Consider the following 25290-nt stretch of genomic DNA (forward strand, 5'->3'; position numbering starts at 1 on the left):
TTTTTCTCCGGCATGCGAACTGTAGTGCGCATTGGGAAGTGTAATGCGCAATGCGCACTTGAGTGCTCCTGAGGTTGCGGTCAGCAGTGCTTTCAATCATCACCATAGCATCGAGTTAAATCATGACGCAGAGCCATGCTTTTTCAATCAAGTGGGAATGCGCGGTAGTATTTCGCAAAAAAAATCGGAGAATTTTAGTGACGTCTTCTTTAATCAGTCTTACTTTACTGGGCTTTTTGGCGCAGGAAAATGCGGCACGACAATCCTCCGCAACCAGCATCCGGACGGCGCCTGTACAGGAGGTCGTTCATGACGGCGTCGGCTTTGCCATTCGGGTAAGGGACAGCGCTGAAGCGCTCGAGCACGACGACGATAAGCGCACCGTTAAGCTTGGCGCGCGCGTGGTTCTTCCGCGCTTTTTACGGTCGGCGCGCAAAGGCCAGGAGGCTAGTCATGGCGTACGCTAAACGCCTTGGCAGATTGCTGATGCTCGTACCTCTCCTGGCTGCCGAGCAGGCCATGTCGCAGGAGAGAAGTGAAGCCGTGGTCGCAAGCGCGGCAGCGCAGGCAGAGCGGCAGCTCAAGCAAAATTTCACCAACCTCACATTTGAGGATTTTGGTCCCTCACCGATCAAGGGGCCAATCTATCAGGCAGATGCCGGCGGCAGGATGGTCTATTATGCCCCCGAGAGCGAGCATATCCTCTTCGCGGCTATTTATGATCGTAGCGGCGTGAATGTAACCGCACTCGCGCAAGACGCTGCAGCCCGAAAACGTCTCGTAGGTCTCGACCGCTCAGCAGCCTTCATAATCGGTCCTGTCAATGCGCCGGAGGTGATTGAGTTTACCGATCCGGACTGTCCCTATTGCCGCGCGCTCGACCGCTTTTGGGCGACTAAGGCCGCCGAGGGAAAGCCGGTTCGCCGCCTCCTCTTCTTTGTTAGCGGCATTCATCCTGGCGCCGCGCGCAAGGCCGAGCATATCCTTTGCGCCAAAGACAGCGAAGCAACGTTCCGAGCTCTCTATGGCGGCGCGACGCCGGACAAGCTGGACGCTTGCCAGCAGGGCCATGCGAGACTTGCCGCGCACGATGCGGCGGTCAAAGCTGTCGGTCTCTCTGGCACACCCACGATCATCCTTGGCAGCAAGCTCGTCTCGGGTTTCCAGCAGGGCGAGATCGAGGCCTGGCTTGAGCACAAGCAAGGGTCGGACCATGCAACCAAATAAGTCGACCGGCTAAGCCCGGCGCTTTCCCAATATCATGGCGGCCTTCTCAAGCGGTCCAGCAGCTGTCTACAGGATTGCAGCCCACCCGATGAGACGGACCGGAATGCCGATGGCGCCGCCCCTGATGGGCCGTCCAGCAGCGTCATTGGCCGACAGCGATTTCGATCGATGCCGGCAGGCACATCCAGGGACGGTCTGGTTCAACGGAGGTAAGTTCATGAATATGCTATTGGGAAAACGGTTTGCGTCGGCGGCGGACTATGGTGTGGCCCTCGCCCTGCTGGCCGTTATCGGCAGCGCGGCCCATGCCTTCTCGGCACCGGCGCAAGGCGATCTTGGCTACGACATCTACGACATCGTGGTCAATCAGGGGGTCAAGGGACCTCTGGGATTTGTTGGAGGCGTCGCGGCCTTTCTCTTCGGCGTCTCGCGCCTCTTTTCCAACATCATGATCGGCATTCCGACGATCGTGGCGGCGGTCTGCCTCATCAAGGCCGATTCGATCCTCCAGACCTTCGGCATGACGATCTGACACACATCTAAAGCGCTCGCGCGGCTCTCATATCCGCGCCGGCACTACCCTACCGGAGCCGATAGTCGGCTCCCGGAACGATGCCCTGCGGGGTGTCGTGAAGCAGGAGGAGAAGGGACATGGACGAGCGTCTTCCCCAATATCTTCACCGCCCCGTCCAGATCCTCTGGTTCGGCGCCGATGAATTCATATTGGTCATGGCCACCATCTTCGTCGCGGTCATCGTGGGCGGCGTGATCGGCTGGGCGCTCCTCTGTTCCCTTCTCCTTTTCATCCCCTGGAAACGGACCAAGCCGCGGGGGTTCATCCCCCATCTGGCCTGGCGCTGGGGGCTTCTGCGCTTTTCCCATTATCCGGGTCCAACCCAGACCCGCTTCTTTGAGTGAGGGACCTAAACCCATGCTCTCGTCCACACAAAAAGCCGCCAAAACGACAGATCCGCTCATGGGCAAGCCGTCGAGCTGGGGAATCCACCGTTACCTTCAGGGTTCCTCCAATCTCTTCGAAGAGAACCGCCTGCTGAAATTTGCGGTGGTGGGTCTGTTCGGCGTGACCAGCGTGCTAGGTATTGTCATCTATAGCTCCAGCCAGAGCCAGCGCACGATCGTCATTCCCTTCGGCGCGTCAGGCGACCTCTATGTGACGGGCAGCAAGCCGTCCGCTGCCTATCTGCGCACCATCACCCGGAACATCGTCGCTCTGTCGGGCACCTATTCGGCTTATTCGGCGGACCGGCAGTTTCAGGAATTGCTCACCCTCGCCCATCCGACCGCCTATAATGGGCTGCGGGATAGTCTGAACGGCATTTTGGACGAGCTGGCCAACAATCCGACACTTTCGATCGCCACCTATATTCGGGCCGATCAACCGGTCGTCTACACCGACCGCGATATCCAGGTTCCGGTCGAAAAGGTCCGCGTCATCGGCGGCGTCATCCGCAAGTTTCGAGGCACGCTGCGCGTCCGCTTCGCCATCGACAATGGCCGCTTCTGGCTGACCGCTCTTACCGAGGAAAATTTCAATGCTGAACGCTGAAGCCTTTGGTGCGCTCGCGGTCATTCTGGGCCTGTCGGGCATGCACATGGTCGCCAACGCCCAGTCCCAGCCTGTTTCCGCGCTGCCCGAGCAAACCAACACGCTGCGCCTCTCCAACCGCGACATTAATCATCTGATCTGCGTCGGCGGAGAGATAGAGGATGTCAAATTCTCTGCTGAGAAAGCGATTGCCGTTGAACGCGCAGGCGCCGACGCTTGGATTAAATTCCTGGTCAAGGAAACGGACGATCAGGGCCAGGTCACGCGCAGTTATGTGACCGCCCCGTCGGAATTCTTCGTCTCCTGCAACGGCGCCATCTATCCGCTCTATGCCGAACCAGCAGATATTCCCGCGCAAACCGTCACCCTCATCTCTGGGACCCATCAGCGGGCAACGGCGAACATGGAGCTTCTTGGTCCCCTCGTCGAAGAAGAGCGCGCGGTCTCGATCACCCTTTCGCTCCTTGCAGATCGGCTGCCGGCCAGTTTCGCCGAGACGGCGCCACAGGCCGGACCGATCAAGATCACCGCCTTCCCCGATCTCACCATTGCCGAACGAAAGGCGGTGCAGATCGATGGCGCAAGCCTATCGGCGTCCGAATATAGTATCACGGCAAAACAGCCCGTCCATCTCGATGAGCGGTCCTTCCTGCGCTCTGAATTGGGCTCGACAATCTTCGCCCTCACACTCGACCGGTCCGACCTCAAGGCCGGCGAGAGTGCGCGCCTCATTGTCGTGCGGCGGGGAGAGCGACCATGATCGACAAAGGAAGGGCGGGCTATGAGGATTTGACCGCCAAACCCGGCGACGACCGCAACTCGAAGCCCCAGAGCGACGCCGACAGTTCACAGGACGGAGTAAGAACCCGCGGCGCGCCGCTGCTTGATTTCAAAACCCATTGGGCTGCGCTCAGCGCGACCCAGAAGCTACGCTGCAAGCAGGCCGGCGTCGCCGCCGGGATCGCGATCCTGGGCTATGGGCTTTACGAGGCAAGCAGTAGCTCCAACATGCCGGCGGAACTGCCCCCTAGCGCCTCCAAGCTCGACATGGGCGCTGGGCTCCGCGGCGACAGTCTCGAACTCAAGATGCGGGGTGACCTCAAGAAGATCCTCGATGGCCAGTCGCTCCTTGGCGACCGGATAAGTGCAATTGAGGAGGGCAAGATATCCCCCGTCGATCCGACCGCGCGCGAAGATGTGGAATCGGGCGACCTGCCCTCTGCCTTCCCCGGCGGCGATATACCGGCCTATCCGCCGACCGGCGGACAGAACGCGCCATCCGGGCCCGAGCAGAACGACATTGCGCCCCCGCCCATGGCGCCCGCTGCGCCACCTGCCCCACCGCAGGAGAAAGTGGTCGGCTCGATCGGCAGTGCGACCAGCGCCGGGGCCATTACGGCAACCGATGCGGCTGAGGCTCGCCCACCCAAAAAAAAAGCCCGCACGATCTATTTACCGCCTGGTTTCATGAAGGCGCGGCTTCTGACCGGGATTGACGCTTTGGCGAGCCGGGATGCGACCAGTAATCCCGAACCGCTGATCGCGCGGGTTCAGGCGCCCGCGGTTCTGCCCAACGACGTCAAGGCAAACCTCGCCGGTTGCTTTGTCGTCGGTAACGCCACGGGCAGTCTGGCCAAGGAACGGGTCGAGGTTCAATTGGTCTCGCTTTCCTGTGTCGACTTTGACGAGCGCTCAGTGGTTGACCAGCCCATCAAGGGCTTTTTCGTCGACACCGATGGGAAGAAAGGTCTCTCGGGCAAGGTCGTCACCAGGGCCGGCGCCGCGCTCGCCCGCTCCTTCATTGCCGGCACCGTCAGCGGCTTTTCACAGTCGGTGGAATCCACCTTTGGCGATGTTTCGACTTCGGCACTCGGCAATGTCCGTTCGCTCGATGCAGGCGAGGCCGCCAAGTCCGGAATCGCCGGTGGCCTTGGCAAATCCTCGGAGAAACTGACCGACTTCTATCTCGATCTGGCCCGGCAGGCTGGTCCCATCGTCGAGGTCGGCGCGGCCAAAGACGTTGTCGTGGTCATCCAGGAAGGCGTCTCCCTCGAAATCAAGCCAAGCGCGGGCTCGAAATTTTGAAATCCCATGCGACCATTCAGGAGCGAAAGTCCATGCTGCCTCCAAGCCAACTCCTTTCCATAACTGTCACGACATGGATTATCCCTCCATTCGTCGCGCTTTCAGGCTGCGCGAGCATCGGCTCGCTCATGTCGCCCTATTCGGAGAAATTCTCCTGCAAGAATAATGATCATGGTCAATGCATTCACCCCGACCAAGCCTATGCCGATGCTGTTGCCGGGCGCCTCTCGCACTCAGACCCCACCGTCACTGCCGACAGCAGGCTTTTAAAGAAGCAGGTAACGGCCGATCGTGCAGGCATGCAAGCAGGCAAAAGCTCGGTTCGAGCGCGCCCAGCGGCCTATCAAGGCTATCGTGACAGCGTCTATCGAGAATTGCAGGGTTTGATTGAAGCGCCGGTGACACCGATGCTTCGGCCTTCTCGCGCGGTTCGCACGCTGATCCTGCCTTATGCCGACCGAGCGCGGCCTGACCGGCTCTATATGCCGCGCTATGTCTATTCGCTGCTCGACAAGCCGCAGTGGGTCATTGGCGACTATCTGGTCGATCCGATCTCGGCAGCGGCCAAGGCTCCAATCCTCGACCAAATGCGCGAGCGTCCGTCGGATGGGATTGAGGCGCCCGAAGGTGCACGCCCATGAAGACGCCCGGTTCCCGTACTGGCGGCGGCATGACCTTTTCGCGGTTGCGCCAGAGCGTCGCGCGCGATGCCTATTCTGACTATCTGCCAATGGTCGCCTGGGATGAGGGCGAGGAAGGCTTCCTTTGCATAGACGATGGCTGGGGCTATGCCTGGGAACTGGTGCCTTGCGCCTATATGTTCGCAAACGTCCATGGCGCGCTCCAGGGCCTGCTCAATATCCATTTCCCGCCTGACACTGTCGTCCAGCTTCATACCTTCGCCGATCCCCTGATAGACGATGCGCTCGACGCATTTCTCGACATGAAGACGCGCGAAGACCCACTGATCCAGGCGTCGGCCCAGCAGACCTATGACTATCTACACCAGGGGCGTCACGGTCTGGGCGCACTCCACGGTATTCCAATCCGCAACTTCCGAAGCTTCCTTTCTATCAAGACCCGCACGGCCATGGGCCACGATATGCGGCGCCAAATCGAGGAACAACTGGCTAAGCTCGGCATCGAGAGGATGGCGCCAGAGCAGCTGGTCGCCTTCTATCGCCGGATCTTCAACGGGGTCCATGTGCGTGCCCCCGGCGTCTTTGCTTGCGGCGAGGATGGGATTGCGGCGCAGCCGGTCCGCAAGCAGATAATCGATGCCGGACCCGACCTGGTGTTCGAAGGACCCGAGGTCTTTCTTGGCAATCAGGTGGCACGTTGCCTTACGCCAAAGTCGCCCGCCCGCAGGGTGACGGCCGAGCGCGCCAACCGATTGACAGGCGGCATGCGCGGATCGTCGGAAGACAGCGACCAGATCGGCGGTCCTTTCCTCTACACCCTCAATATCCTTTTCGATCACAGCGCTTTTGAAATCCACAAGCGCGCCCAAATCCTTTCTGCGCAAAAAGCGGCCGGCTCCTTCGCCGTCGAGGTCGGCAAGCAGATCGAAGAGATTGGCTGGGTTCTGGATGAAGCAGGCAACAGCAAGTTCGTGTCGGTCATCCCAACGGTTTGGCTGTTCGGGGAAACCCGCGCCCAGGCCCGCGAGATGGCAGCCCGCGCCAAGCGGCTTTGGGAAAGCGAGCCTCTCCCCTTCATGATGCAGGAGGAAAGCTATCTCAATCCCGTCCTGCTGGCGATGAGCCTCCCCTTTGGCCTTTATCCTGAAAGGCGGACCATGAAGCTTCTCGAGCGCGACTTCCGCATGCCGGTCAAGGCCGCTGTATTGATGGCTCCTGTTCAGACCGACTTTCGTGGCGGTGGCAGACCCGCGCTGCTCTATACCGGCCGCAAGGGACAGCTCGTCACGCTTGATCTCTTCGACAGCCGCATCAACAATTATAATTTCATCGTCTCGGCTGAAAGCGGCGCGGGCAAGAGTTTTCTCCTTAATAATCTGTGCCAGCAATATTATGCGAGCCGGGCGCTCATCCGGATCATCGATATCGGTGGCAGCTACCGCAAGCTTTGCACCCTATGCTCTGGCCGCTACATCGATATCGGCGAAGAGCATCTCGTCCTTAATCCTTTCGATATGGGCCTGGCTATCGATGGCGACGACCGACAGTCGGCGATCGCCATGGCGGTCGCAATCGTCGCAGAAATGGCTAACGCCGCGACCCGCAGGGGCGTCTCGACCTCGCAGTGGAACCTTATAAAGTCCGCCGTCCAGTGGACGATCGACACAGGGCGCGCGAGCGCAGGCATTGACGCGGTTCGCGACTGGCTGGGCGCCTATCCTGCCCATGTAATGACCGATCTCGACCGGGTCGACCATCTCGTGCCTGTCGCGCGCGAATTGGCTTTCAACCTGCGCGATTTCGCGAGCGACGGCGCCTATGGCCATTATTTCAATGGTCCATCGACGCTCGACATATCGAACGACGAATTCGTCGTGCTTGAGCTCGAACGGCTCAAAAATATGCCTGAACTCTTCAATGTCATCGTCATGGTGGTGGTGAATGCAGTCACGCAGGAACTCTATCTCTCGGGCCGCGATAGGCCGCGCTTTGTCCTGTGCGACGAGGCCGCGCAGTTCATGAGCAAAAGCGAGGGCCAGGATTTGTCCCGTCTCGCCGAAGCGTTCGGCCAGGGTTACAGGCGCGCACGCAAATATCAGGGCAGTTTCGGCATCGTCCTTCAGTCGATGAACGATCTGCTGCTGTTCGGCGGCACGGGACAGGTGATCCTGGAAAATGCGGCGACGCGCTTTCTCCTGCAAGGCTCGACCTATGATAAGGCAGTGGAGAACAAGATCCTGGACTATTCAGGCTTCGTTCTCGATCTATTGAAATCGGTTCGAAACAACAAGCCCAACTATAGCGAAGTCTTTATCGACTCTCCCCTAGGCCTTGGCATCGCGCGCCTCGTCGTCGACCCCTTCTCCTATTGGATCAATACCAGCGCGCCCCAAGAGGTCGCTGCCTTCGAGCACCTGCTGGCGCGCGGTGCCTCGCCGCTGGAGGCTGTGTGCGAACTGGCTGGTGTCGATCCCGCCCAGCTTCTGGGCAAGGGTCCAGGACAAAGGGAGGCAGCGCTGTGAAAGACGGGGCCAAAAACGGCAACCAATTCTTGCTGCCTCTTGATCAGCGCGAAGCGGTGGAAAGGGAGGTCGAGACGCGCGTAGCCTACCGCCTTCGTCAAGAGGCCTGGATTTGGCGCTTCCGTCTCATCACAGTTGAAACGATCATGATGGCAACGCTGATCGCTGCAGCCGGCATCATCCTTGGCAAAACGCCCTTCGCGATATTTCGGGCGACGGTGTTGGTCGCTGCCGCCTGCTTTGGCAGCGGCATGCTCCTGCTCGGGCTATCGGCAGGTGCCAGTCGCAGCTGGGAGGCTCTGCTCGCGCGATACAGGCGGTGGTGGTCATGAACGGCATCTTCTCGTCAAGCCCATCGACCGGGCCTGCCCGCCTCATGATCGGCGGCTTTCTCCAGGCGATCCTGGCCTGCGTCCTGTTGCTGGCGGCTCCAGATCCGTCCTTCGCCATGCTGCGGGTCCTGGCAGGTACGATGCTATTGACTGCAATTGGCGCATTTGCGTGCGCCACGCGGGCCCAGAGCACCAACCTTCCGCCGTACGGGAGGCAGTATGATGGCTAAGAAATTCTGGTCTTCCAGGCAAATTTGGCGGAGCTTGGCCATTGCAGCGGTGTCTTCGGCGTCCCTGGCGCATGCCGCTACGGCCACGATCGGTCGCACCTGGCCCATCGCCGAACCCGACGCCATGGCTGAAATAGAGGCTCGAGCGGCACGGCAGCCGGCAAATATAGCCGCACATTTTGGACCGCGAGCCAAGTGGACCGCGATGCGGGCTGCAACGCTCGGCACCGCGACACAGGCCCGAACGCGCAGCGTCGTGCCCTTTTACACCCTGGATTTCGACATCGCTCTGCCCGACGGTACGATGCTGTACCCCAAGGGCTACACATTCAATCCCCTGACCTATGTGTCGTTGCCCCAGCGCCTGGTGATCGTGCACCCACAAGACCTTGCCTGGGCGATCCGCAGCGCCGACCCGAGCGACTTCATCCTTCTGACTGCCGGCGATGCACTCAGCCTTGGCGAAAAGGTCGGACGCCCGCTGTTCATTCTTGAAGAGCGTGTGAAAGACAGGCTCGGCCTCACCGTCGCGCCGGTCATCGTTACCCAGGCCGGGCAGCGTTTGCTGTTGACCGAAGTTCCGCCCGCCCGCGCGTTGCGGAAGGTAACGCGATGAAAAGCTGGGTTATCGTCTTGCGCGGAGCGGCAGCTGCCATGTCTATGACGGTCGTCGCCCCCGTCTCGACCGCTCACGCGTCGAAATGTGAGGCTGGCACGATCTTCAACCCTATCACGAAGGTCCGCTGGACCTGTATCTTCCCGATCACCATCGGCGGGGTGAAGGTCGGCAGCTTCGACAAGCTCGACAAGGAACTGGATGCTCAATCAGCGAGCAAGCCGCTCTGCGCGTGCCGAAAAGGTGTAAGCTTCTGGTTCGGCGTCAAGGTCAGCTTCTGGTCGCCCAACCGCATGGTGGATGTCGTGACTGAACCAGGATGCATGATGGCGCTGGGCGCTGATCTCATGCCGACAGGGGGAAAACTGCAGGGCAGCCAAAGCGGGATTTCGGACGGGACGAACAGCCAGAAGATGTTCGCACAGATGCATTATTATGTCGCACCGGTCTGGAAGATGCTCGACATATTTACCGATCTTCCCTGCATCGGGGATGACGGGTTCGACGTCGCGATGATCACCGAAGTGCTGCCAACCTGGCAGTCGGGTACGCTGGGCGCTATCATCCAGCCTGAAGGCATTCTCTTTGGTAATCCTGCGGCCGGTCTTGCCTGCATGGCCGACAGCGCAGCCGCCGCCGCGGGAAAGGTCATCGATCCGCTTTTCTGGTGCATGGGAAGCTGGGGCGCCACCTATCCGATTGCGGGCGACATCCATTATGGAGACAGCGTCGAGGCCTGGGCCGGCCTGGCCGCACGCGGCACCTTCATGATGGGACGCCTTGGCGCGCTCACTATCTCTTCGTCTGACGGCTGCTCGTCCAAGGCGCAACCGATCTGGACCAAGAGTCGGTACAAATTCCAGATCATGGAGCCGGCCAAGGGTGGCAAGTGCGTCAACATTGGCCGCCCCGGGGCTCTGTGGTCATCGGGCAAGCATGCCCCTGGAAAAGACAACGCCCAGTTCATGCTATTTGAAAAGGTGATCTGCTGCGCCGGGATTGCGGCGCCATGAGCCGATCGTCCACCAGATGCACCGCGAGCGGCCGAAAGGCCTCCCGATCTGCCCGCCACAGCCCCCGAGGCCAGCTGGACGCGCGTGGTGCAGGAGCGACGTCGGCGCCCCCAGACGGCGTCGCTCCACCTCTTCCAAAGCACGACGTCAGCCCGCCTGCGATCCCATGCTGCCAGCTTGAATGTGGTCCCAGGGTGCGCGCAAGGCCGCTCACCATCCTTGGCGCCCGGGCCGCCTATCAGCGCACATCCGGTATCTTGTTGCGATTTCGGTGGAAAGACGTAGCCGCTTGCGGCGGCGCGATGCACATCATGTCACGTGTCGCTCTCTGCGCGCTAGGCGCCCCGCTCCTCTTTCAAATTGCGGCGATGGCTCAAAAGACCGAGCCCAGTGTCAAGGATCGGGCCCGGTCCGCAGCCGCGGCATCACGCACCCGCACGGGGTCAAGCGAGGCCCTGCAATCCAACTTTGTAACGCCAGGCCTTAGTGGACAGTCCATCACGACCATCGACGGCAAGACCGGGTTCGCCCCGAACGTGAACTGCCAAAAGACGTCGACACTGCTGGAAGTGCTGGTTCAGCCTGGCAGCACCGGGGATCTTACCCAGGTCCGCATCTTACATGATCGTGATCTTAACGGCGCATATGACAGTCTGACCCAGCTACCGGTTCCGGTTTCCGGCCTGTGCGGCAATGGCATCATAAGCTGCAATCCTGGCACATGGGAGGGCTGCCGCTCTTATGGCTGGTCTGTGGACAGCACTCTCAAGATCGATCTTAAGCAGACGCCAATGACCAGTCTTTCGGGCTGCTATTGTATCAACAGCAGCTGCGGGACGAGCCTAGCCTGGGCTAATATGGCCGATATTCTCAAAGATCTTGGCGGAGGGATCGTTGGCGCGCTCACCACCGCCGATCCTCGCATCGGCATTGCCCAGGCGCAGGTCGAGGGAACTGCGATCCGATATAGTGGGGCCCAGACAACCGCATGCCTGTCGAACCCGAAGGTTGAGCAGACAAGATATCGCGCTACCCCCGAGATCCTGGCCGGCGATGCGCAAGACGTGGCGCAAAGCAGCAGTATTTTCCAGGCGGTGAAGGCTTCCCCGGCGGCAACTGGAAAGGCCGAGCAGATATCCGCCTGCACGATCACCCGCGAAATTTCGTCAAGCCAGGCCGACCTAGAGTCCATCATTAGGCGCACGTCGGGCGGCTATGCGACGAACCAGACCGGCGGCGCACAGGTCAGCTTCCTGATGGGATCACCGAGCGACAACAGCCTCAAGGGCGGTGCGTGCACGCTTTTCGACTATCGGATGACGATTGATGTAGCGGACGCCGACCGGCTGAAGGCAGTTCGCCTCGCGCGCTATTTCGCAGACGACTGGGCGCAGGTGCGGGTCGATGGCCAGCTTATTGCGGCGGGGCCCTCGACATGGAGTGGTATGGGACTGCCGCCTGGCAAATGTGATCGCAAGGCTACCTATGACGCTCGGCCTGCGCTCGACATCACCGCCGCGATGACGCCGGGCACACATGAAATCTGGCTACGCGTCGCCGTTGGCGACGAAGGCGAGGCCTATGCACAGATCGAGGCCGACCTCGATCTTTCCTGTCGAACGACCGAACGGCTCGTGGATCGTTGCAACAGCCTCGTTAGCCAACGCCAGTGTACGCTGCGCGACGAGACCGTAGATGATGTGACGACTTTTAGAAATGGTATCGGCACCGGCCTCTCGCCGCTGCCTCAAACCCGTATGATCGGGACCGGCGCGTGCGCCATCACGATTACCCGCGACTTCTTTGCGCGCAACCGGCGCTATGCCTGCATCGTCGATACAGGAAGCCAGGAAGCCCCTGATCTCACCCGCGCCGCTCATATCATCGACCGCTCCACCGAGACGATGCTGAGCGATCGGATCAAGACTGCGGACGGCGGCTATCAGGAGACGCAGCGCGCTTTCTCATTGCCTGCCCAGGATCCTGTCGCGACATGCGAGCCGATCTGCAAGACGCGCAAAGCGCGGACCAACAGCGATGCAGCGCTCGATGGCGTGGTGGGGCATCTGCAAATCTCTGATCAGGGATGGGACAGCTATTACCATCTCTGCTCTGCTGACAATGTCTGCCCTGCAGGCGCCGGCGAGGACATCGTGTCGGCCTGTGGCTGCCTTGACGATTTTCCCGAGGCCGTCACCATGATGCAGACGGTGCGCCTTGCAGGCGCAGACCTTGTCTGCACGGCGCGCGGCCAATGAAGAAACGCACGGTCCTGCTTTGGCTGACGCTGCTATTGGCAACTTGTGGCCAACCGCAGCTTGTCCATGCCCAGCAATGGCTTTGCGCGGCAGATCTCAACGGCAACGGCGATGCCGCCGATGATGGTGAGATTGCAGGTTGCACTATGACGGCAAGCGGAGACCATCTGTGCCCGATCGAGCAGATGACGTGCATGTCGGACGCCTCTGGCGGCTATGCCTGTCCGCTGGGCAACCAATATGCCTGCCTCTCACCCGACGGCGTCTCAGCCCCGATCTGCTCACCCCATAGCTGCATCGAGACCAGCGCCAGCCAGGTCGAAGAAGAGGTGGTGATCGAGGATCCGGGTACAGCGGCAGATGGCGCAGTCGACGCCGACGGCAACTGCCTCGGCACTGTCGAAATCTTCGGTGGACGAAAGCTGCGCTGCCGCCCGCCGGGCCTGAGCGTCACCTTCCAAAATTGCTGCAAGGACAAAGACAAGATCGTTAAAGACGGCATGGGCTCGTCGATCAGCTCCATAGGCACCAAGATCGCCATCGCCAAGGGCGTGTTCACTGGCATGAAGGCCGCCTATACCGCGTTCAAGGCCGGTGCGACGGCGAGCCAGGCTGCAAGCGCGGGCGCCAATGCGCTTATCGTCGGCATCGATCCGACGTCCATCGCCATCAGTCTTGCGATCAATTTCATGGTCGAGGTGCTGCTCCAGGGCTGCGACCAACAAGATATGGAAGCTGGAATGCTCCGCGGATCAGGCATGTGCCATGAAGTCGGCACTTATTGCTCATCGAAAGTCCTGGGGCTGTGCGTCCAGAAGGCCAAAAGCCAATGCTGCTTCAACAGTAAGCTCGGCCGCATCATCCAAGAGCAGGGGCGCCCGCAATTGAAGGCGTTCGCCAATGGTTGGGGCGAGGTCAGGTCTCCGAACTGCCGTGGATTTACGGCGCAGGAATTCCAGGCCCTCGACTTCAGCAAGATGAATCTGTCCGAATATTATGACGAGATCGAGACCAGATCGGCCGATCTCATCGGTTCCGACATGGAGAAGAAGGTCGATGCCTATCTCAACGCCGTCCAATATTAGGCGGGCTACTGCCCTCATGGTGGTGAGCTGCTGGCCGATTGACACGCTCGCAGCTGCGCCGGACACCATGTCACCGCCAGCCACAGCAGCCTCGCCCTCTGAGGGTGAAAAGGCCATGGGAAAACTGGCAAAAGCCAAGGCGCGAGTGCGTAACGCCAAAGGGAAGGACGCAGCAATATCTTCTCCCATCATTCCCGCGCCATCCCCGCAATTACGCAAACGCGCCTTCGATGCGATGCGCGCCCACACATCAAATTCTCGCCTTGAGGAAAGGGCACGCGCAGCCCGGCTGGCCGGTGAAGCACAACTCGCGCGCGATTCTGAGGACATGGGCAAGCGATTGGCGCAAGCTCTTGGCCTGGAGGCCCCAACGCCGTTGGCTGCGGCAAAGGCGGTAACGCCAGCGCCACCCAATAGTTGGGTACCGGTCCTGTTCGTCTCCTCCTCCATGCCCATTGCCACGTTACGGACCTATGCCGGACAGCTTGAACGCACGCGGGGGGTCCTCGCGTTCCGGGGATTGCCCGGCGGCCTTACCAAGATGGGTCCGATGGCCAAGCTTTCCGCGCAAATCCTGCGGCGAGAACCGGGCTGTGAAGGGCCTGCCTGCGCAATGCGCGATGTTCAGCTCATTGTCGATCCGATACTGTTCCGCCAGCATGGCGTTGCGCGCGTGCCCGCGCTCGGGCTCCTGCCCGGCGACCCGACCAAACCCTATTGCGAACGCGAAGAGGAAGCTGCCACGGCAGCCAAGGCCAGCCAGCTCGTCTACGGCGACGCAGCACTGTCGGGAATGCTCGAAACCTATGCACGCCTTGGCGGCGAAAAGGAGGTCCACGATGCTCAGACTCGCCTGGAACACCGGTAAGTTCGTCTGGTCCAAACTCCGCGACCTCTCCCGCGCGGCTGCGGACGCGCTGCAAACGCCGGATAAAAGCCAACTGTTCCTGCAGCGCCGGTTGGCTAAAGCCCTTATCATCGTCAGCGCCGTCGCGCTTTTTGTCTGGTGGACGCTGCCCCAGTTCGTCTGGGTGCGCAGTCCCTCTATTGACGCCTGGGCAGTGCGAAAGGTCGGCGGCTTCATTGGACGCAATGACCTCGTTATGTTCGAGCTGCGCCACCCACTCGCTGGACCTGTTCCGGTCAACGTCACCAAATATGCCCTTTGCCTGCCTGGTGATTATCTTGGCTCCTACACCATGCATGCCGATCGCTATCCCACCCGGCTCGAAGCTGCTTTTTTCTGCAATGGGCGTCTGATCGGCGTCAGCAAGGCTTATGGCAAAAAAGGGCAGCGGCTTGATTTTTTCAAGTGGAAGGATGGACCGATCCCGAAAGGCCAAGCCTATATCGGCTCCTCTTATAAGGACGGTTTCGACAGCCGCTATTTTGGGCTAGTGCCGATCTCCGGCCTCATCCGCATGGAACGCGTGCTGTGATGCGGCAGCGGCTTGCCAGGCTGGCAATCGCCACGATCTTCATGGCACCAGCTACTGGCCTGTGCGCCGATCCGGCGACCCAGCCAGCCAAGGTTCGGCAGGGTTATTGGTGGTATGAGGCGCCGCCCGCCGCCGTAGACACCAAGGAGCAGCAGGAGGCGGTGGAGAAGCCCGTCATTCCGCCAATGGCGGAACTCGCCAGATGGTCGCCACCGCGTATTCGCAAACTCATCGAGGCGCAGCGCGACTATGCGGCTACCGCCTTGACGGTGGATGCCGTTTCCGATTTCTGGCGGCTCCAGGATTTCGCGCGGCGCAAGGCCCGCGCATTTGCCGGCGTCACCCAGATTGCGATGCTGGCCCATCCGGAACTCAGTGCCAAATCCGCCAACCCCATGGTCGGCGATGCGCGCGCGGCACTAGGCGCGCACAAGGAGGCCGCGCGCCGAACCTATTTACGTGCCAACGCGCACACCTATGCCCTTGTCATGTTCAGCCGCAGAAGCTGCGGCTATTGCCAGGTGCAGTGGCCGATCGCCCAGCGCTTCCAGGAGGAATTTGGCTGGCAGGTGATCCGTCAGGACCTCGACGTCCATCCAGAACTCAGCCAAAGGTTCGGTGTCGAGGTGACGCCCACGACCATGGTCATCAAGCGCGACAGCCAGCAGCGCATGGCCATCGCAAGCGGCGTCGAGGCCTACCCCAATCTCTCGGCGATGGCCTATCAGGCGGTGCGCCTTCTGAACGGCGACATCCGGCCCGAGCAGTTTATGACCGGCGCAGGCGAAGAAGGCGGTTTTTTTGATGCCCTTGCCAATGGACCGGTATCGACCAGCTCTGCCGATGCGTGGTCAGAACCCTTGGCATTGCAGGACGAGGACTGATGATGACGCCCTCATCAAACCGGCGTAAGGGCGGCACGGCCGCGCCGCTCGGCAATTTTTACAGCCTGAACATCGAAGCTGACGAAGGTTTCGCCTCCCAGCCACTGGCCTTCATGGGTAATGACCCCATCGGCAAAATCACCACCAGCATCAAGAAATGCGAGGCCCGCTTCAACCGCGGCGCGATCGACTTCGACATTATCCGCTGCAATCAATGTGCGGAGCATCTCGACGAACGCCGCGCGGCTGACCTTGTAGCCTTTGATCAGGACCCACGCGAGTTCACACAAGGTCGGCAGGGTCAGGGCAACAAGCTTTGCGCCGTCGAGCTGCGCTCGGGCCAAAGGGCTTTGAACTTCGTCATCGTCCGCAATGGCACGAACCAGGATGTTGGTGTCAGCGATGATTTTCACAGTTCGCCAGCCCAGCCCTTTCCGATGATCTCGTTCATCTCCTCGATGCTTATTGGCTTGCGTCCCTCTCGTTTGAAAATGCCAAAGACATCTGAGATCTTTCCGGTCGGCTTGATGGCATGGATTTCGATGCGACCATCGGGCAGCTTATCGACTGCAACCCGATCGCCGGGCTGTAGACCAAGATGTTTGAGCAAATCCTTCTTGAGGGTGATCTGGCCCTTGGTTGTGATGGTTAACGCGTTCATCGAAGCGATCCTTTCGCCGCTCAATGTAAGGCATAATCACCTTACACTCAAGCATGGCATGATGATCCTGATAATGGCTATGATGCCGGGACCTGCCGCGAGCGCGTCCGCCACTTCCCAAGGTGACAAAGAGAAGGCGAGGCAAGCTGCGATCCACCCGATTGTAACCTCTCGTGAATTGAGCATCTGGCTCGCACGTGTCCCGAAGACCCGGGAGTTTCCATCCCATTTCGACGAGACCCTGCGATCGGAGGGCAGGATGTTCGTAGTCGAGATGAGTTCAGCCCCCGATTGCATACCATGCGGCGATCTTTGGGCGAAGCTGCTTCGCTTCGGCCGTGCCTATGGCTGGCAGGTCCGGACAATCTCGCCGGCAGAAGCACTCATTCGATCCGGACGCCTCGGTCTCCCCTGGGTTGGCCATCCTGTTTTGTGGGTGCGGCCGGCATCCGATCAGGCGCGGTTGGTGCCCGCTGCCGTCGGTACCGATCATGACCCGAATTTGCGGCGCAACATTTACCTCGCAACCAAGCTTCTGACCGGCGTCCGACCTGAAGTCGGCCTTCGGGCCATGTCGAAATATACCGGCATCGTGGCCCCGACGGCTGCCGGTCGCACCCACTTCAAACGCAAAGGGAGCTGACCATGGCGGGTCTCAGCCCTCTTCCTCTTCAGAAAGGACTTCTCCCGCCATGGCCCCCTTACCGAAATATGTGCTGACCAGCTTCGCAGCGCTCGGCGCCGCCACAGTGACACCCGCCGCGCAAGCGCAAGGCTGGGCCGAGAGCTGGTTCGACAATGTGACCTACATCAGTCCTGGCAGCTTCGAGGACCAGACCCGCGGTTATGTGACGGCGGGCGGCATGTCGGGTCGGGTCAACGTCCATAATGATTATCTGATGAGCCTCACTCTTCCCAAAGTAAAGGCTGGTTGCGGCGGCATCGACATGTTCCTTGGCGGCATGTCGTTTCTCGATCCCGACTATCTCGTTCAGAAGCTTGAAAGCATTCTTCAGGCCGCCCCAGCGGTTGCCTTCCAATATCTGCTCGAAACGCTCGACGAAAAAATGGGTAATATTATCAGCAAGATGGAGGCAGCAACCAATTATCTCAATTCTATTCAGGTGAACGACTGCCGCTTGTCGAACCGGATGGTCCAGATTGCGAAGGGCGACGACAATATGTCAGGCATCATCGAGGAGATGACGGGCTATCGGTCGGTCAAACAAGGCTTTGCCAAAAGCTATCAGCAGAGCCGCGAAAAAATAGAGTCCAATGCGAACAACCCAACCGAGGATCTGAAGGACGCGCTCTCCAACTGCCCGGCCGAGGTCAGCGACATTTTTCGAACCGGCTCCCTTCTTTCCCACGCTGCCGCCCGCGTTGGCGCGAGCAGCTGGGCGAGCGTGATGCGGGCGCGGGTCGGCGACGTCTATATGCGCTGGGACAATATGGACAAGGTTCCGCTCTTCTCCGCAATCCCGGCCTGCCCCGCCCAGGATACCGACTCTCCCGATGATTTCCTGGCCGGAAAGGTCCAGACCCGCGCGCTGAACATTCCCGCGACGTCATCCGATTGCTCGCAGGACGCGGGTAAAGGCGCCCTGGCCCTATCGCGCGAACGGCTGGAAGCAATAGCGATCAAGATCAGGACGAAGGCGGCTCTGACGACCGAAGAGCGCCAGTTCATCGCCAATGTCCGCACGCTGCCTGTCTACCGAATGCTGGAATGGGGCGTCCGGCAGGGCGTCGTCGATTCAGTCATTGCCGACACCGAAGAACTGGTCGCGCTCACGCTCGCCTATCAAATGCTCAATGACCTTACCCGCACGATAGACTTTACGTTGACCAATGCCGAGCGCGGCGCGACGTCCGCCGGCGCTGCCGACAGCAGCAGTTCCAACATCTGCCAGACCCGTATTCTCGCCAAAGGCATCGAACAGCTAGGCGATCTGCGCGAGGAGGTTTTGCGCCAGCGTGCGCAGATGCGGCAATCCTATCTCGCCGCTCTGAACCAGGCGAACCTCTCAGCCAACTATGCGGGCCTGCTACGCCAGCGCGATCAGGATGCCCGAAACGCTGCCGGCGTTGCTGCAAGCCGAAATCGTTGAAGAGGCGCCGACTCATGCTCAAATCAACACATAGCCCTTTTGCCTACCATCTCGGGATAATGCTGGCTGCAGCCTTTCTCGCCCTGCCCTCGCCTGCCTGTGCGCTCGAAGCCAGCTATCATAGCTATGACGGATTTGAGGAAACGGTCGATGCCTTCAGGCTCGTCTCGATGATCTTTTCCGATCCACGCTATGAGACACTCGTGCTCATCATGGCGATTGCTGGCGTTGCGCTGGGCGCTGTGATCGCCAGTATCCGCGGCCAAGGCATGGGCCTTGTGGCATTTGGTTTCCAGATCCTGATGGGCGTCGGCCTCTTCGTCGGGTTCGTGGCAACGACCGGCACGGTTCATGTCTATGACCGTGTGCGCAATGCCTATCAGGCCGTAGGCGATGTTCCCAATCTCCTCGTGTTGGTTGCCGGAACAACAAACATGATCGAGCGCTCGATGGCTGAAACGATCGACGACAATACGCTCGATCCTGCCGCCAAGCTGGAGTTTGGTGCAGGCGGCCACGCCTTCAATCTCTTCTTCAACGCAGCGTCGCCCCGCGGCCCCATGACCGACACCTTCCTTGACGCTACGCTCAAGGACTATGTCCGCCAATGCTATCCGGTCGCACGGGTGTCCCCCGCTTATGGCGTTGATGACGACATGCTGTTTCGGACCACAACGGATCTCCCGGCAGCGTTCGCGGCAATGGCAGGGCCAGCCACCTTCTCGACGGTCTATACGGCGGCGAACAAGGGCGGCGAGACCATGAGTTGCGCGGACGCATGGTCTCATATCGCAAGCCGTCTGTCCGAGCCGACGCTTTTCGATGACTATGTGAAGCAAAGTTGCGTCCGCACCGGATTCAACGTCGACGATGCGAGCCAACTCGCCCGCTGCAAAAGCCAGATTGGCGAGATGGGAGATATGATGATGGGCACGCCCCTCTCGCTTGCAGCCTTCATGACCGACGTGATGCTCGGTTCCACCGTCGGCGACGTTCTGTTTGAAGATTCCCCTGCAACCGCAGCCAGGGTCATGGCGAACCGGGCTGTGATCTCCAACGGTCTTTCGACCATGTCGGCGGCCAATGAATGGATGCCAACGATCCGCGCAACCATATTCGGGATCATGCTGTTCATGGTGCCGGTTGCGTTGCTGTTCGTGCTGACACCGATCAACCTTCGCGTCCTGAGCTACGCGCTGGGTCTCTTCGTGTTTGTAGCGCTCTGGGGCGTCATTGATGCCGGCATCTATCAACTGACCCTGGGCCGCGCGATGGACGTGTTGGCAGATATGCGCGCCAATCATGTGGCGGCCAACGCCTGGATGCTCGCTCCCTCCTCCGCCATGAAGGCTCTGGCGATCTTTGGTACCTTCAGAACCGCCGCGGCTGGCCTTGCCGGCGCATTTGTGTTCACCATATTCCGTTTCTCGGGCAATATGTTCAGTTCGCTGACCGGCGCTTCACAAAGCGTTCATACGCAGGCCGCCGGCGCGGCGGCGCCGATGATGACGAGCGAAGGCTATACCTCCGCGCTTGAAGCCCAAGGCGCGGCCATGGGCACGAACCACCGGAAGGGTGCTGCCACCAGTTTCGGCGATTTTGGCGAACGAACCTCCTTTGCGGCCTCCAGATCTTTTGGTGAGGCAAGCACGATCATCGGCGAAGGCAGTCCAACCACGCCGGGCCAGAGCGCACTCAGCCTGGGCGGTCTTGACGCCCAGCGCCATTTGGGAGGTCTGGCGCCGGCGCTTGCCAAAGGCGACCTCACAAGCCCTGACGTGGCGAAGGCCGTGCGCGCCAACGCCACCACATCAGCGATCCATCAATTTGCCGAGAAAGATGCGCTACGCGAATTGGGAAACCGCTATTTCGGGAAGGGCCAAGCGGGCGAACGCGCGTTTGCTGCCTTTGCCCAGACCATGGTTCAGTGGAAAGCTTTCGGCGACGAGCGCGCCTATGGGATGATGCATCAGGCAGCCTCGCGCCATTATCAGCGCAGCGGATACAGCCAGGCTGACGCGCAGCTCAAGGCCTCGAGCGTCATTGCTGAAGCATCGAGCGATCCGACATTCGGCAAAATTATCGCAAACGCGTACGATCAGGAGGCCATGTTGCGCAATGACCTGACCGGCGCGCAGGTGCAGGTGGGCGCTATGGAGGGCCGGCGCGATTTCGCAGGCGCTGATGTCTCAAGCACTGAACGCACAAATGTAGCCACCGAGCAGGCCCATCGCACTGGCACCAACCAGGGTCAGCGCGACGCATCCGCAATGCTGGGGCTCCCCGTTCAGGAAACCAGCCGCCGCATTGGCTTCATCAACGCGCTCTCGGGCGAAGCCCGCTCGTCCGCCGTCACGCAGCTCGCTCGCGCCACCGGCCGCAACGAAGCCCAGGTCGAGAGGGCCCTCGCCACCTACTCCACGGCCAGTCAGCTCGGAACCGCCGATGGCGCGACTGCCGAGGCGGCGCGCGAAGCCACCAGCGTCTATGGCCGCACCAGGGAAGCGGCCGGCTACGACTTTGCCGAACGGTCCGGCAAGCTCGATGCCCAGCGCGAGGTTGGCCCCGACGGCACACGCAGCGCTGCCCGGATCGGCGAGCAGAGGCGGCAGTCGGAGAATTTCGGCTTCGCCCAGGGCGCGGCGGCCGCCGGGGCCTCGGTGCGCCAGGCAGCCCATCTCGACAACTTTATCAGAACCCTTAGCCAGACTGCCGGTAATCAGGTCGATATGGCCGAGGGTGGCGCGGAAGCTATTGCTGACCGGGCGAGGAACGATCGATTGACCCATATTGTCGATGCGGAACGCCTCACGCGTATGCAAGGAATCCTCAAGGCCAGTGGCATCGCAATGACCAAGCGGCAAATCGCGATGGACCAGAATGGCGATCTCAGCCTCAACCTCTCCCCCGATGCGGCAGCACAGATGTGGAAAGCCGGCCTCCTGAACGAGAGCCAACTGGGCGCCGTTGCCAATGGCGGTCACGCGCGTTTCAGCTTTGCCGACAACGACCTTCTTGTCTCATCAAGCGCTGGGTTCGAGAAGAGCTCCCGCAATGACACCAGCACACGCTTTGAAGCCGGGAAGCAGGCGGGACCTGACACGATCGAACATTTCCTGGGCGGCGGCGCGGAAGGTCGCGCGATGATGGAAAACTGGCTCAAGGGCGGGTTCGAGATGGACAGGCACGGCAACTGGCGCCTCAAGCCTCAGGTCGCTGATACCCTGCAGCGTGACGTCCAGGCGGTAATGACGCAGACCGGGTGGACACGGTCGCTCAGTCGCAGTGCTTCACATGAGATTTCGAACAGCCTAACGGTAGGCGCTGAAACAGGAGGTCGTTCGGTGTCCTTCGGGGATAAACCAAGTCCGAAAAGAGGCGGGACTGGACGGTCGGCATCAGGCCAAGCCGAATTTAGACTCGCCGGCAGCACCACCGACACGGGCACCGGCGCATCAAATGCCTCTTCAGCCATTGATATCGTTAATTACGATGTCCGGTCGTCTATCGCCAACGCCGAGCGGTCGGCAGTTCGGTCGAGCCGGCCTGAACAAGCCTTTGTCAACGAACTGCAGGCCCAAATTCTTGGAAGCGAAGGACTGAGAAATCGTTATCTGGGGGAAGCGGACGCAGGGCGAGGGATATGGGATGCGACCGCTCCAGTTACATCCTCGGAGCAATCACAGATTCTGTCGAAAGGTAGATTTTCTGGTGATGTTGCAGGCAGTCCAATCGACGGAGACCCGACCTTCAAGAAGCGTTAGCGCTTGCCGAACATACGTTCCATGCGCAGTTGCCGCTGATGAAAACTCATCGGATTTGCAGGGTGCCAATGCCAAGAGCAGTCAGCTGGATCAGTGGGATCATTCCCATGCCGGAGGCCCTGCCGCTCACTGTAGCTCTCCCAAACCTCCTCGTCGCTGGGTGCGATCGATGGACCATATTTGTATTTCCACGCCGCCCTGAAATATCCAAAGCCAAGCCCAAGGATGACAAGGTACGGATTGAGAACCGAAACCATGACAAACCACATAACTCTTTCATGGGCCAGCAGCATATCGCGAGGCAATGTCCAACCTAAGAGAAGCGATAAAATGATGAGAGCCCACCAGAGTTTCGCATACCAAGGCCGCCAGAACCAATCTTGGGCTCTTGGGCTCTCGAACGGCTGAAAGTCAGAAGCGGTACCTGTCTCGTTCATTTTTCCATACCTCGCGCGGAATATAGCCCACTTCGGCTGCCCCACACAAAGAGATGTCGCCAAATTGGCGTATGCTCCTTGCAAATGATAGCATAAAAGGTAAATTGATAGCAATGCGCTCATACGCATCCGGAGGATTACATGGCATCAGTAACCGTCAGAAATTTGCCCGACGAGGTGCATCGGGCCATTCGCGCGCGCGCAGCATCCAATGGACGTAGCGCAGAAGCGGAAATTCGAGACATTCTGGAGAAGGCGGTGAAGCCGTCTGACCGCCTCCGTATGGGTGATGCTCTCGCTCAGATCGGTCGAGAGGCGGGCTTTACGGACGATGACGCTGACTGGCTTGGTAAAAAGCGTGAGCCTGCCGCCCCTTTAAGCTTCGATTGATGATCGTTCTGGATACAAATGTAGTTTCGGAGGCCATGAGGCCGTCGGCAGATACCTCGGTTACTGACTGGCTCAATCGGCAGCCGGCAGAGACACTTTTCCTGACAAGCGTGACCCTCGCTGAACTGCTGTTCGGGATTACGGCGCTGCCTGAAGGCAAGCGCAAAGACAAGCTGGCCTCCACATTAGACGGCCTTCTCAAATTATTCGGCGATCGCATCTTACCATTTGAGACCAAGGCAGCGCAAAGTTATGCCACCCTGGCCACCCGTGCGCGTGCTGTTGGTAAAGGCTTTCCAACGCCAGACGGCTACATTGCCGCCATCGCAGCAGCGACTGGCTTCTCTGTCGCGACCCGCGATACCGGTCCATTTGATGCGGTTGGGATTGCTGTCATCAACCCTTGGACTTCGCACTGACGGCCTGAAATCATGCGAACAGACATCTCCCACCTCCCTCCCCCCAAGCAGCGCGAACTTGAACGCGTGGTGCAGATCATCTTCGAAGAATTCGGGGACGCCAACAACCTTGCGACCGGCAAGCGCAAGGTGGGGCGCATCCACAAGATCATTCTCTATGGCAGCTATGCGCGTGGTGGATGGGTGGACGAGCCGCATACCGCTAAAGGCTACAAATCCGATTACGACCTGCTCATCATCGTCAACCAGAAGGACCTTACAGACCGGGTGCAATTTTGGGAAAAGACAGACGAACGGCTGATACGTGAACTAGCTATCACTCAGACGCTTAAGACCCCGGTGAACTTTATCGTCCACACTTTGCAGGAGGTGAATGATGGGCTGGCCCATGGCCGGTATTTCTTCATGGACGTCGCGAACGAGGGCATTGCGCTCTACCAAGCCGATGAAAGCGCGCTCCACCAGCCGAAACCAAAAACACCAGCGCAAGCGCTGACGATGGCAAAAGAGTATTTTGAAGAATGGATCCCTGCCGCCACAGACTTCGCAGAGAGTGCAAAATTCCTGATATCAAAAGGGCGGACCAAACGCGCAGCATTTATGCTCCACCAAGCTACAGAAAGTCTCTATCATTGCGTCCTTCTCGTTTCGACATTCTACACTCCACACGTTCATAATCTGGGGTTCTTGCGGACGCAGGCCGAGCGTCTGGACTTCCGCCTATTCAATGTTTGGCCGCGCAACACGCGGGCCGAACGGACAATGTTCGAGAAGCTCAAGGACGCCTACGTGAAGGCGCGCTATTCCAAACATTACACAATCAGCGAGGAGAATCTGACATGGCTCGCCACTCAAGTCGAGGAATTGGGTCGCGTCGTCCATATTGTGTGCAGCGAGAAGATCGCCGCGCTCGACGCTGCTAGAACTGGATGACAATTTCGAATGGCTGACGATGGAACTTGTACGAACCCGCTGCGCGGGAGTGGCTCCTGACCCTAGGTCTTTCATCGCTCTGGTGCAGCGCCATGATTGAGCCCTGCTCAGGGTAGGCAGACCATTTTGACTCCTTTCAACCAAGGAGTCGAACGATGATCGACGAGATGAACATGCGCCGGTTCGCGCGTAAGACCCAGATCGACTATATTCGCCACGTAGAGCGCTTTGCCTATTATCTCGGACTGAACCGCACCGAGATTGCCGGAGGCCTTAACTCCTGAGAGTGAGGGTCTACGATGAGCAAGACGACGAACAAGTTCGCCCCTGAGGTTCGGCAGCGAGCGATCCGGATGGTACTGGATCATGAGGGCGATTACCCCTCACGCTGGGCTGCGATCACATCGGTTGCCGAGAAGATCGGGTGTTCCGGGCACACGCTGCTGGAATGGGTGAAGAAAGCGGAGGTGGACAGCGGCAAGCGCGGAGGCGTGCCGACGGAGACCGCCGAGAAACTCAAAGCATTGGAGCGTGAAGTCCGCGAACTGCGGCAAGCCAATGAGATCCTGCGCAAGGCGTCGGCATATTTTGATGATGTGGACGGCCTCACCCCCGCGAGTCATTCTTAAGCTTCCAGGAGAAAACTGCCCACGGAGGAGAACCGTCATGAAGAGCT

28 protein-coding genes and 1 pseudogene are annotated in these 25290 nt (G+C 59.8%); 26 read left to right on the forward strand and 3 right to left on the reverse strand.

Annotated features, from left to right (window positions below):
- Window positions 1–122 precede the first annotated feature (122 nt).
- From BMY84_RS29400 to BMY84_RS22745, 18 genes are all read left to right on the forward strand, one after another.
- Window positions 123–467: a hypothetical protein gene (locus BMY84_RS29400; protein WP_143075133.1), complete on the forward strand. Its 345-nt coding sequence runs from the start codon at window positions 123–125 to the stop codon at window positions 465–467.
- Window positions 454–1227, forward strand: coding sequence for a DsbC family protein (locus tag BMY84_RS22665; RefSeq protein ID WP_093086802.1), 774 nt, complete (start codon window positions 454–456; stop codon window positions 1225–1227). Before BMY84_RS29400 ends, BMY84_RS22665 begins: the two co-directional genes overlap by 14 nt.
- 217 nt (window positions 1228–1444) lie before the next feature.
- Window positions 1445–1759 (forward strand): hypothetical protein, encoded by a 315-nt coding sequence (locus BMY84_RS22670; RefSeq protein WP_093086843.1) that lies wholly within the window; start codon window positions 1445–1447, stop codon window positions 1757–1759.
- Between the two features lie 119 nt (window positions 1760–1878).
- A complete protein-coding gene (locus tag BMY84_RS22675) occupies window positions 1879–2145 on the forward strand; it encodes a type IV conjugative transfer system protein TraL (RefSeq protein WP_093086804.1) in 267 nt (88 codons plus the stop codon).
- A 58-nt stretch (window positions 2146–2203) separates the two neighbouring features.
- Window positions 2204–2794, forward strand: coding sequence for a type IV conjugative transfer system protein TraE (locus tag BMY84_RS22680; protein ID WP_256215372.1), 591 nt, complete (start codon window positions 2204–2206; stop codon window positions 2792–2794).
- 46 nt (window positions 2795–2840) lie between these two features.
- On the forward strand, window positions 2841–3554 hold the full coding sequence (locus BMY84_RS22685) for a type-F conjugative transfer system secretin TraK (protein WP_371262439.1): 714 nt from the start codon (window positions 2841–2843) through the stop codon (window positions 3552–3554).
- Window positions 3551–4879, forward strand: a complete 1329-nt coding sequence (locus BMY84_RS22690; protein ID WP_093086807.1) for a TraB/VirB10 family protein — start codon at window positions 3551–3553, stop codon at window positions 4877–4879. Before BMY84_RS22685 ends, BMY84_RS22690 begins: the two co-directional genes overlap by 4 nt.
- Window positions 4876–5520 (forward strand): TraV family lipoprotein, encoded by a 645-nt coding sequence (locus BMY84_RS22695; RefSeq protein WP_256215373.1) that lies wholly within the window; start codon window positions 4876–4878, stop codon window positions 5518–5520. Before BMY84_RS22690 ends, BMY84_RS22695 begins: the two co-directional genes overlap by 4 nt.
- Window positions 5517–8042, forward strand: a complete 2526-nt coding sequence (locus tag BMY84_RS22700) for a TraC family protein (protein ID WP_093086810.1) — start codon at window positions 5517–5519, stop codon at window positions 8040–8042. The genes BMY84_RS22695 and BMY84_RS22700 overlap by 4 nt, the downstream gene beginning before the upstream one ends.
- Window positions 8039–8374 (forward strand): hypothetical protein, encoded by a 336-nt coding sequence (locus BMY84_RS22705; protein WP_093086811.1) that lies wholly within the window; start codon window positions 8039–8041, stop codon window positions 8372–8374. Before BMY84_RS22700 ends, BMY84_RS22705 begins: the two co-directional genes overlap by 4 nt.
- A complete protein-coding gene (locus tag BMY84_RS22710) occupies window positions 8371–8604 on the forward strand; it encodes a hypothetical protein (RefSeq protein WP_093086813.1) in 234 nt (77 codons plus the stop codon). The genes BMY84_RS22705 and BMY84_RS22710 overlap by 4 nt, the downstream gene beginning before the upstream one ends.
- Window positions 8594–9220, forward strand: a complete 627-nt coding sequence (locus BMY84_RS22715; RefSeq protein ID WP_256215374.1) for a conjugal transfer protein TraW — start codon at window positions 8594–8596, stop codon at window positions 9218–9220. The genes BMY84_RS22710 and BMY84_RS22715 overlap by 11 nt, the downstream gene beginning before the upstream one ends.
- Before the next feature lie 38 nt (window positions 9221–9258).
- Window positions 9259–10233: a TraU family protein gene (locus BMY84_RS22720; protein WP_256215375.1), complete on the forward strand. Its 975-nt coding sequence runs from the start codon at window positions 9259–9261 to the stop codon at window positions 10231–10233.
- 302 nt (window positions 10234–10535) lie between these two features.
- Window positions 10536–12491: a hypothetical protein gene (locus BMY84_RS22725; protein ID WP_256215376.1), complete on the forward strand. Its 1956-nt coding sequence runs from the start codon at window positions 10536–10538 to the stop codon at window positions 12489–12491.
- Window positions 12488–13576 (forward strand): conjugal transfer protein TraN, encoded by a 1089-nt coding sequence (traN, locus tag BMY84_RS22730; RefSeq protein ID WP_093086816.1) that lies wholly within the window; start codon window positions 12488–12490, stop codon window positions 13574–13576. Before BMY84_RS22725 ends, traN begins: the two co-directional genes overlap by 4 nt.
- Before the next feature lie 115 nt (window positions 13577–13691).
- Window positions 13692–14444 carry a type-F conjugative transfer system pilin assembly protein TrbC gene (locus BMY84_RS22735; protein WP_256215377.1) on the forward strand — a complete coding sequence of 251 codons (753 nt, stop codon included), beginning with the start codon at window positions 13692–13694 and terminating at the stop codon, window positions 14442–14444.
- Window positions 14416–15015, forward strand: a complete 600-nt coding sequence (locus BMY84_RS22740) for a S26 family signal peptidase (RefSeq protein ID WP_093086820.1) — start codon at window positions 14416–14418, stop codon at window positions 15013–15015. The genes BMY84_RS22735 and BMY84_RS22740 overlap by 29 nt, the downstream gene beginning before the upstream one ends.
- Window positions 15016–15056: 41 nt before the next feature.
- Window positions 15057–15899 carry a conjugal transfer protein TraF gene (locus BMY84_RS22745; RefSeq protein ID WP_256215381.1) on the forward strand — a complete coding sequence of 281 codons (843 nt, stop codon included), beginning with the start codon at window positions 15057–15059 and terminating at the stop codon, window positions 15897–15899.
- 14 nt (window positions 15900–15913) lie between these two features.
- Here the strand turns inward: BMY84_RS22745 and BMY84_RS22750 are convergent, their stop codons facing one another.
- Together BMY84_RS22750 and BMY84_RS22755 are read right to left on the reverse strand one after the other, a co-directional pair.
- Entirely contained in the window at window positions 15914–16312 is a 399-nt protein-coding gene (locus BMY84_RS22750) for a type II toxin-antitoxin system VapC family toxin (protein ID WP_093086823.1), read from the reverse strand.
- On the reverse strand, window positions 16309–16560 hold the full coding sequence (locus tag BMY84_RS22755; protein ID WP_093086824.1) for an AbrB/MazE/SpoVT family DNA-binding domain-containing protein: 252 nt from the start codon (window positions 16558–16560) through the stop codon (window positions 16309–16311). The genes BMY84_RS22750 and BMY84_RS22755 overlap by 4 nt, the downstream gene beginning before the upstream one ends.
- Between BMY84_RS22755 and BMY84_RS22760 the strand changes: the two genes are divergently transcribed.
- The 3 genes from BMY84_RS22760 to BMY84_RS22770 are packed head-to-tail and all read left to right on the forward strand — an operon-like array spanning window position 16544 to window position 22435.
- The gene (locus tag BMY84_RS22760; RefSeq protein WP_371262440.1) at window positions 16544–17203 is read left to right on the forward strand and encodes a hypothetical protein; all 660 of its coding nucleotides are present in this window, start codon (window positions 16544–16546) and stop codon (window positions 17201–17203) included. The genes BMY84_RS22755 and BMY84_RS22760 overlap by 17 nt on opposite strands.
- A gap of 49 nt (window positions 17204–17252) precedes the next feature.
- Entirely contained in the window at window positions 17253–18671 is a 1419-nt protein-coding gene (locus BMY84_RS22765) for a conjugal transfer protein TraH (RefSeq protein ID WP_093086826.1), read from the forward strand.
- A gap of 59 nt (window positions 18672–18730) precedes the next feature.
- Window positions 18731–22435: a conjugal transfer protein TraG N-terminal domain-containing protein gene (locus BMY84_RS22770; protein ID WP_093086828.1), complete on the forward strand. Its 3705-nt coding sequence runs from the start codon at window positions 18731–18733 to the stop codon at window positions 22433–22435.
- Here the strand turns inward: BMY84_RS22770 and BMY84_RS22775 are convergent.
- Complete coding sequence (locus tag BMY84_RS22775) at window positions 22432–22872, reverse strand: hypothetical protein (protein WP_143075135.1); 441 nt, start codon at window positions 22870–22872, stop codon at window positions 22432–22434. The genes BMY84_RS22770 and BMY84_RS22775 overlap by 4 nt on opposite strands.
- A 141-nt stretch (window positions 22873–23013) precedes the next feature.
- Between BMY84_RS22775 and BMY84_RS22780 the strand changes: the two genes are divergently transcribed.
- From BMY84_RS22780 to BMY84_RS22800, 5 genes and pseudogenes are all read left to right on the forward strand, one after another.
- Window positions 23014–23262: a FitA-like ribbon-helix-helix domain-containing protein gene (locus BMY84_RS22780; protein WP_093086831.1), complete on the forward strand. Its 249-nt coding sequence runs from the start codon at window positions 23014–23016 to the stop codon at window positions 23260–23262.
- Complete coding sequence (locus tag BMY84_RS22785) at window positions 23262–23681, forward strand: type II toxin-antitoxin system VapC family toxin (protein WP_093086833.1); 420 nt, start codon at window positions 23262–23264, stop codon at window positions 23679–23681. The genes BMY84_RS22780 and BMY84_RS22785 overlap by 1 nt, the downstream gene beginning before the upstream one ends.
- A 12-nt stretch (window positions 23682–23693) precedes the next feature.
- A complete protein-coding gene (locus tag BMY84_RS22790; RefSeq protein ID WP_093086834.1) occupies window positions 23694–24614 on the forward strand; it encodes a nucleotidyltransferase and HEPN domain-containing protein in 921 nt (306 codons plus the stop codon).
- Between the two features lie 155 nt (window positions 24615–24769).
- Window positions 24770–24898, forward strand: a complete 129-nt coding sequence (locus BMY84_RS22795; RefSeq protein WP_256215378.1) for a hypothetical protein — start codon at window positions 24770–24772, stop codon at window positions 24896–24898.
- 15 nt (window positions 24899–24913) lie between these two features.
- Window positions 24914–25204: pseudogene (locus BMY84_RS22800) on the forward strand (transposase); the annotation flags it as partial.
- Window positions 25205–25290 lie beyond the last annotated feature (86 nt).

The sequence above is a fragment of the Sphingobium sp. AP50 genome (assembly GCF_900109095.1).
GTDB lineage: Bacteria > Pseudomonadota > Alphaproteobacteria > Sphingomonadales > Sphingomonadaceae > Sphingobium.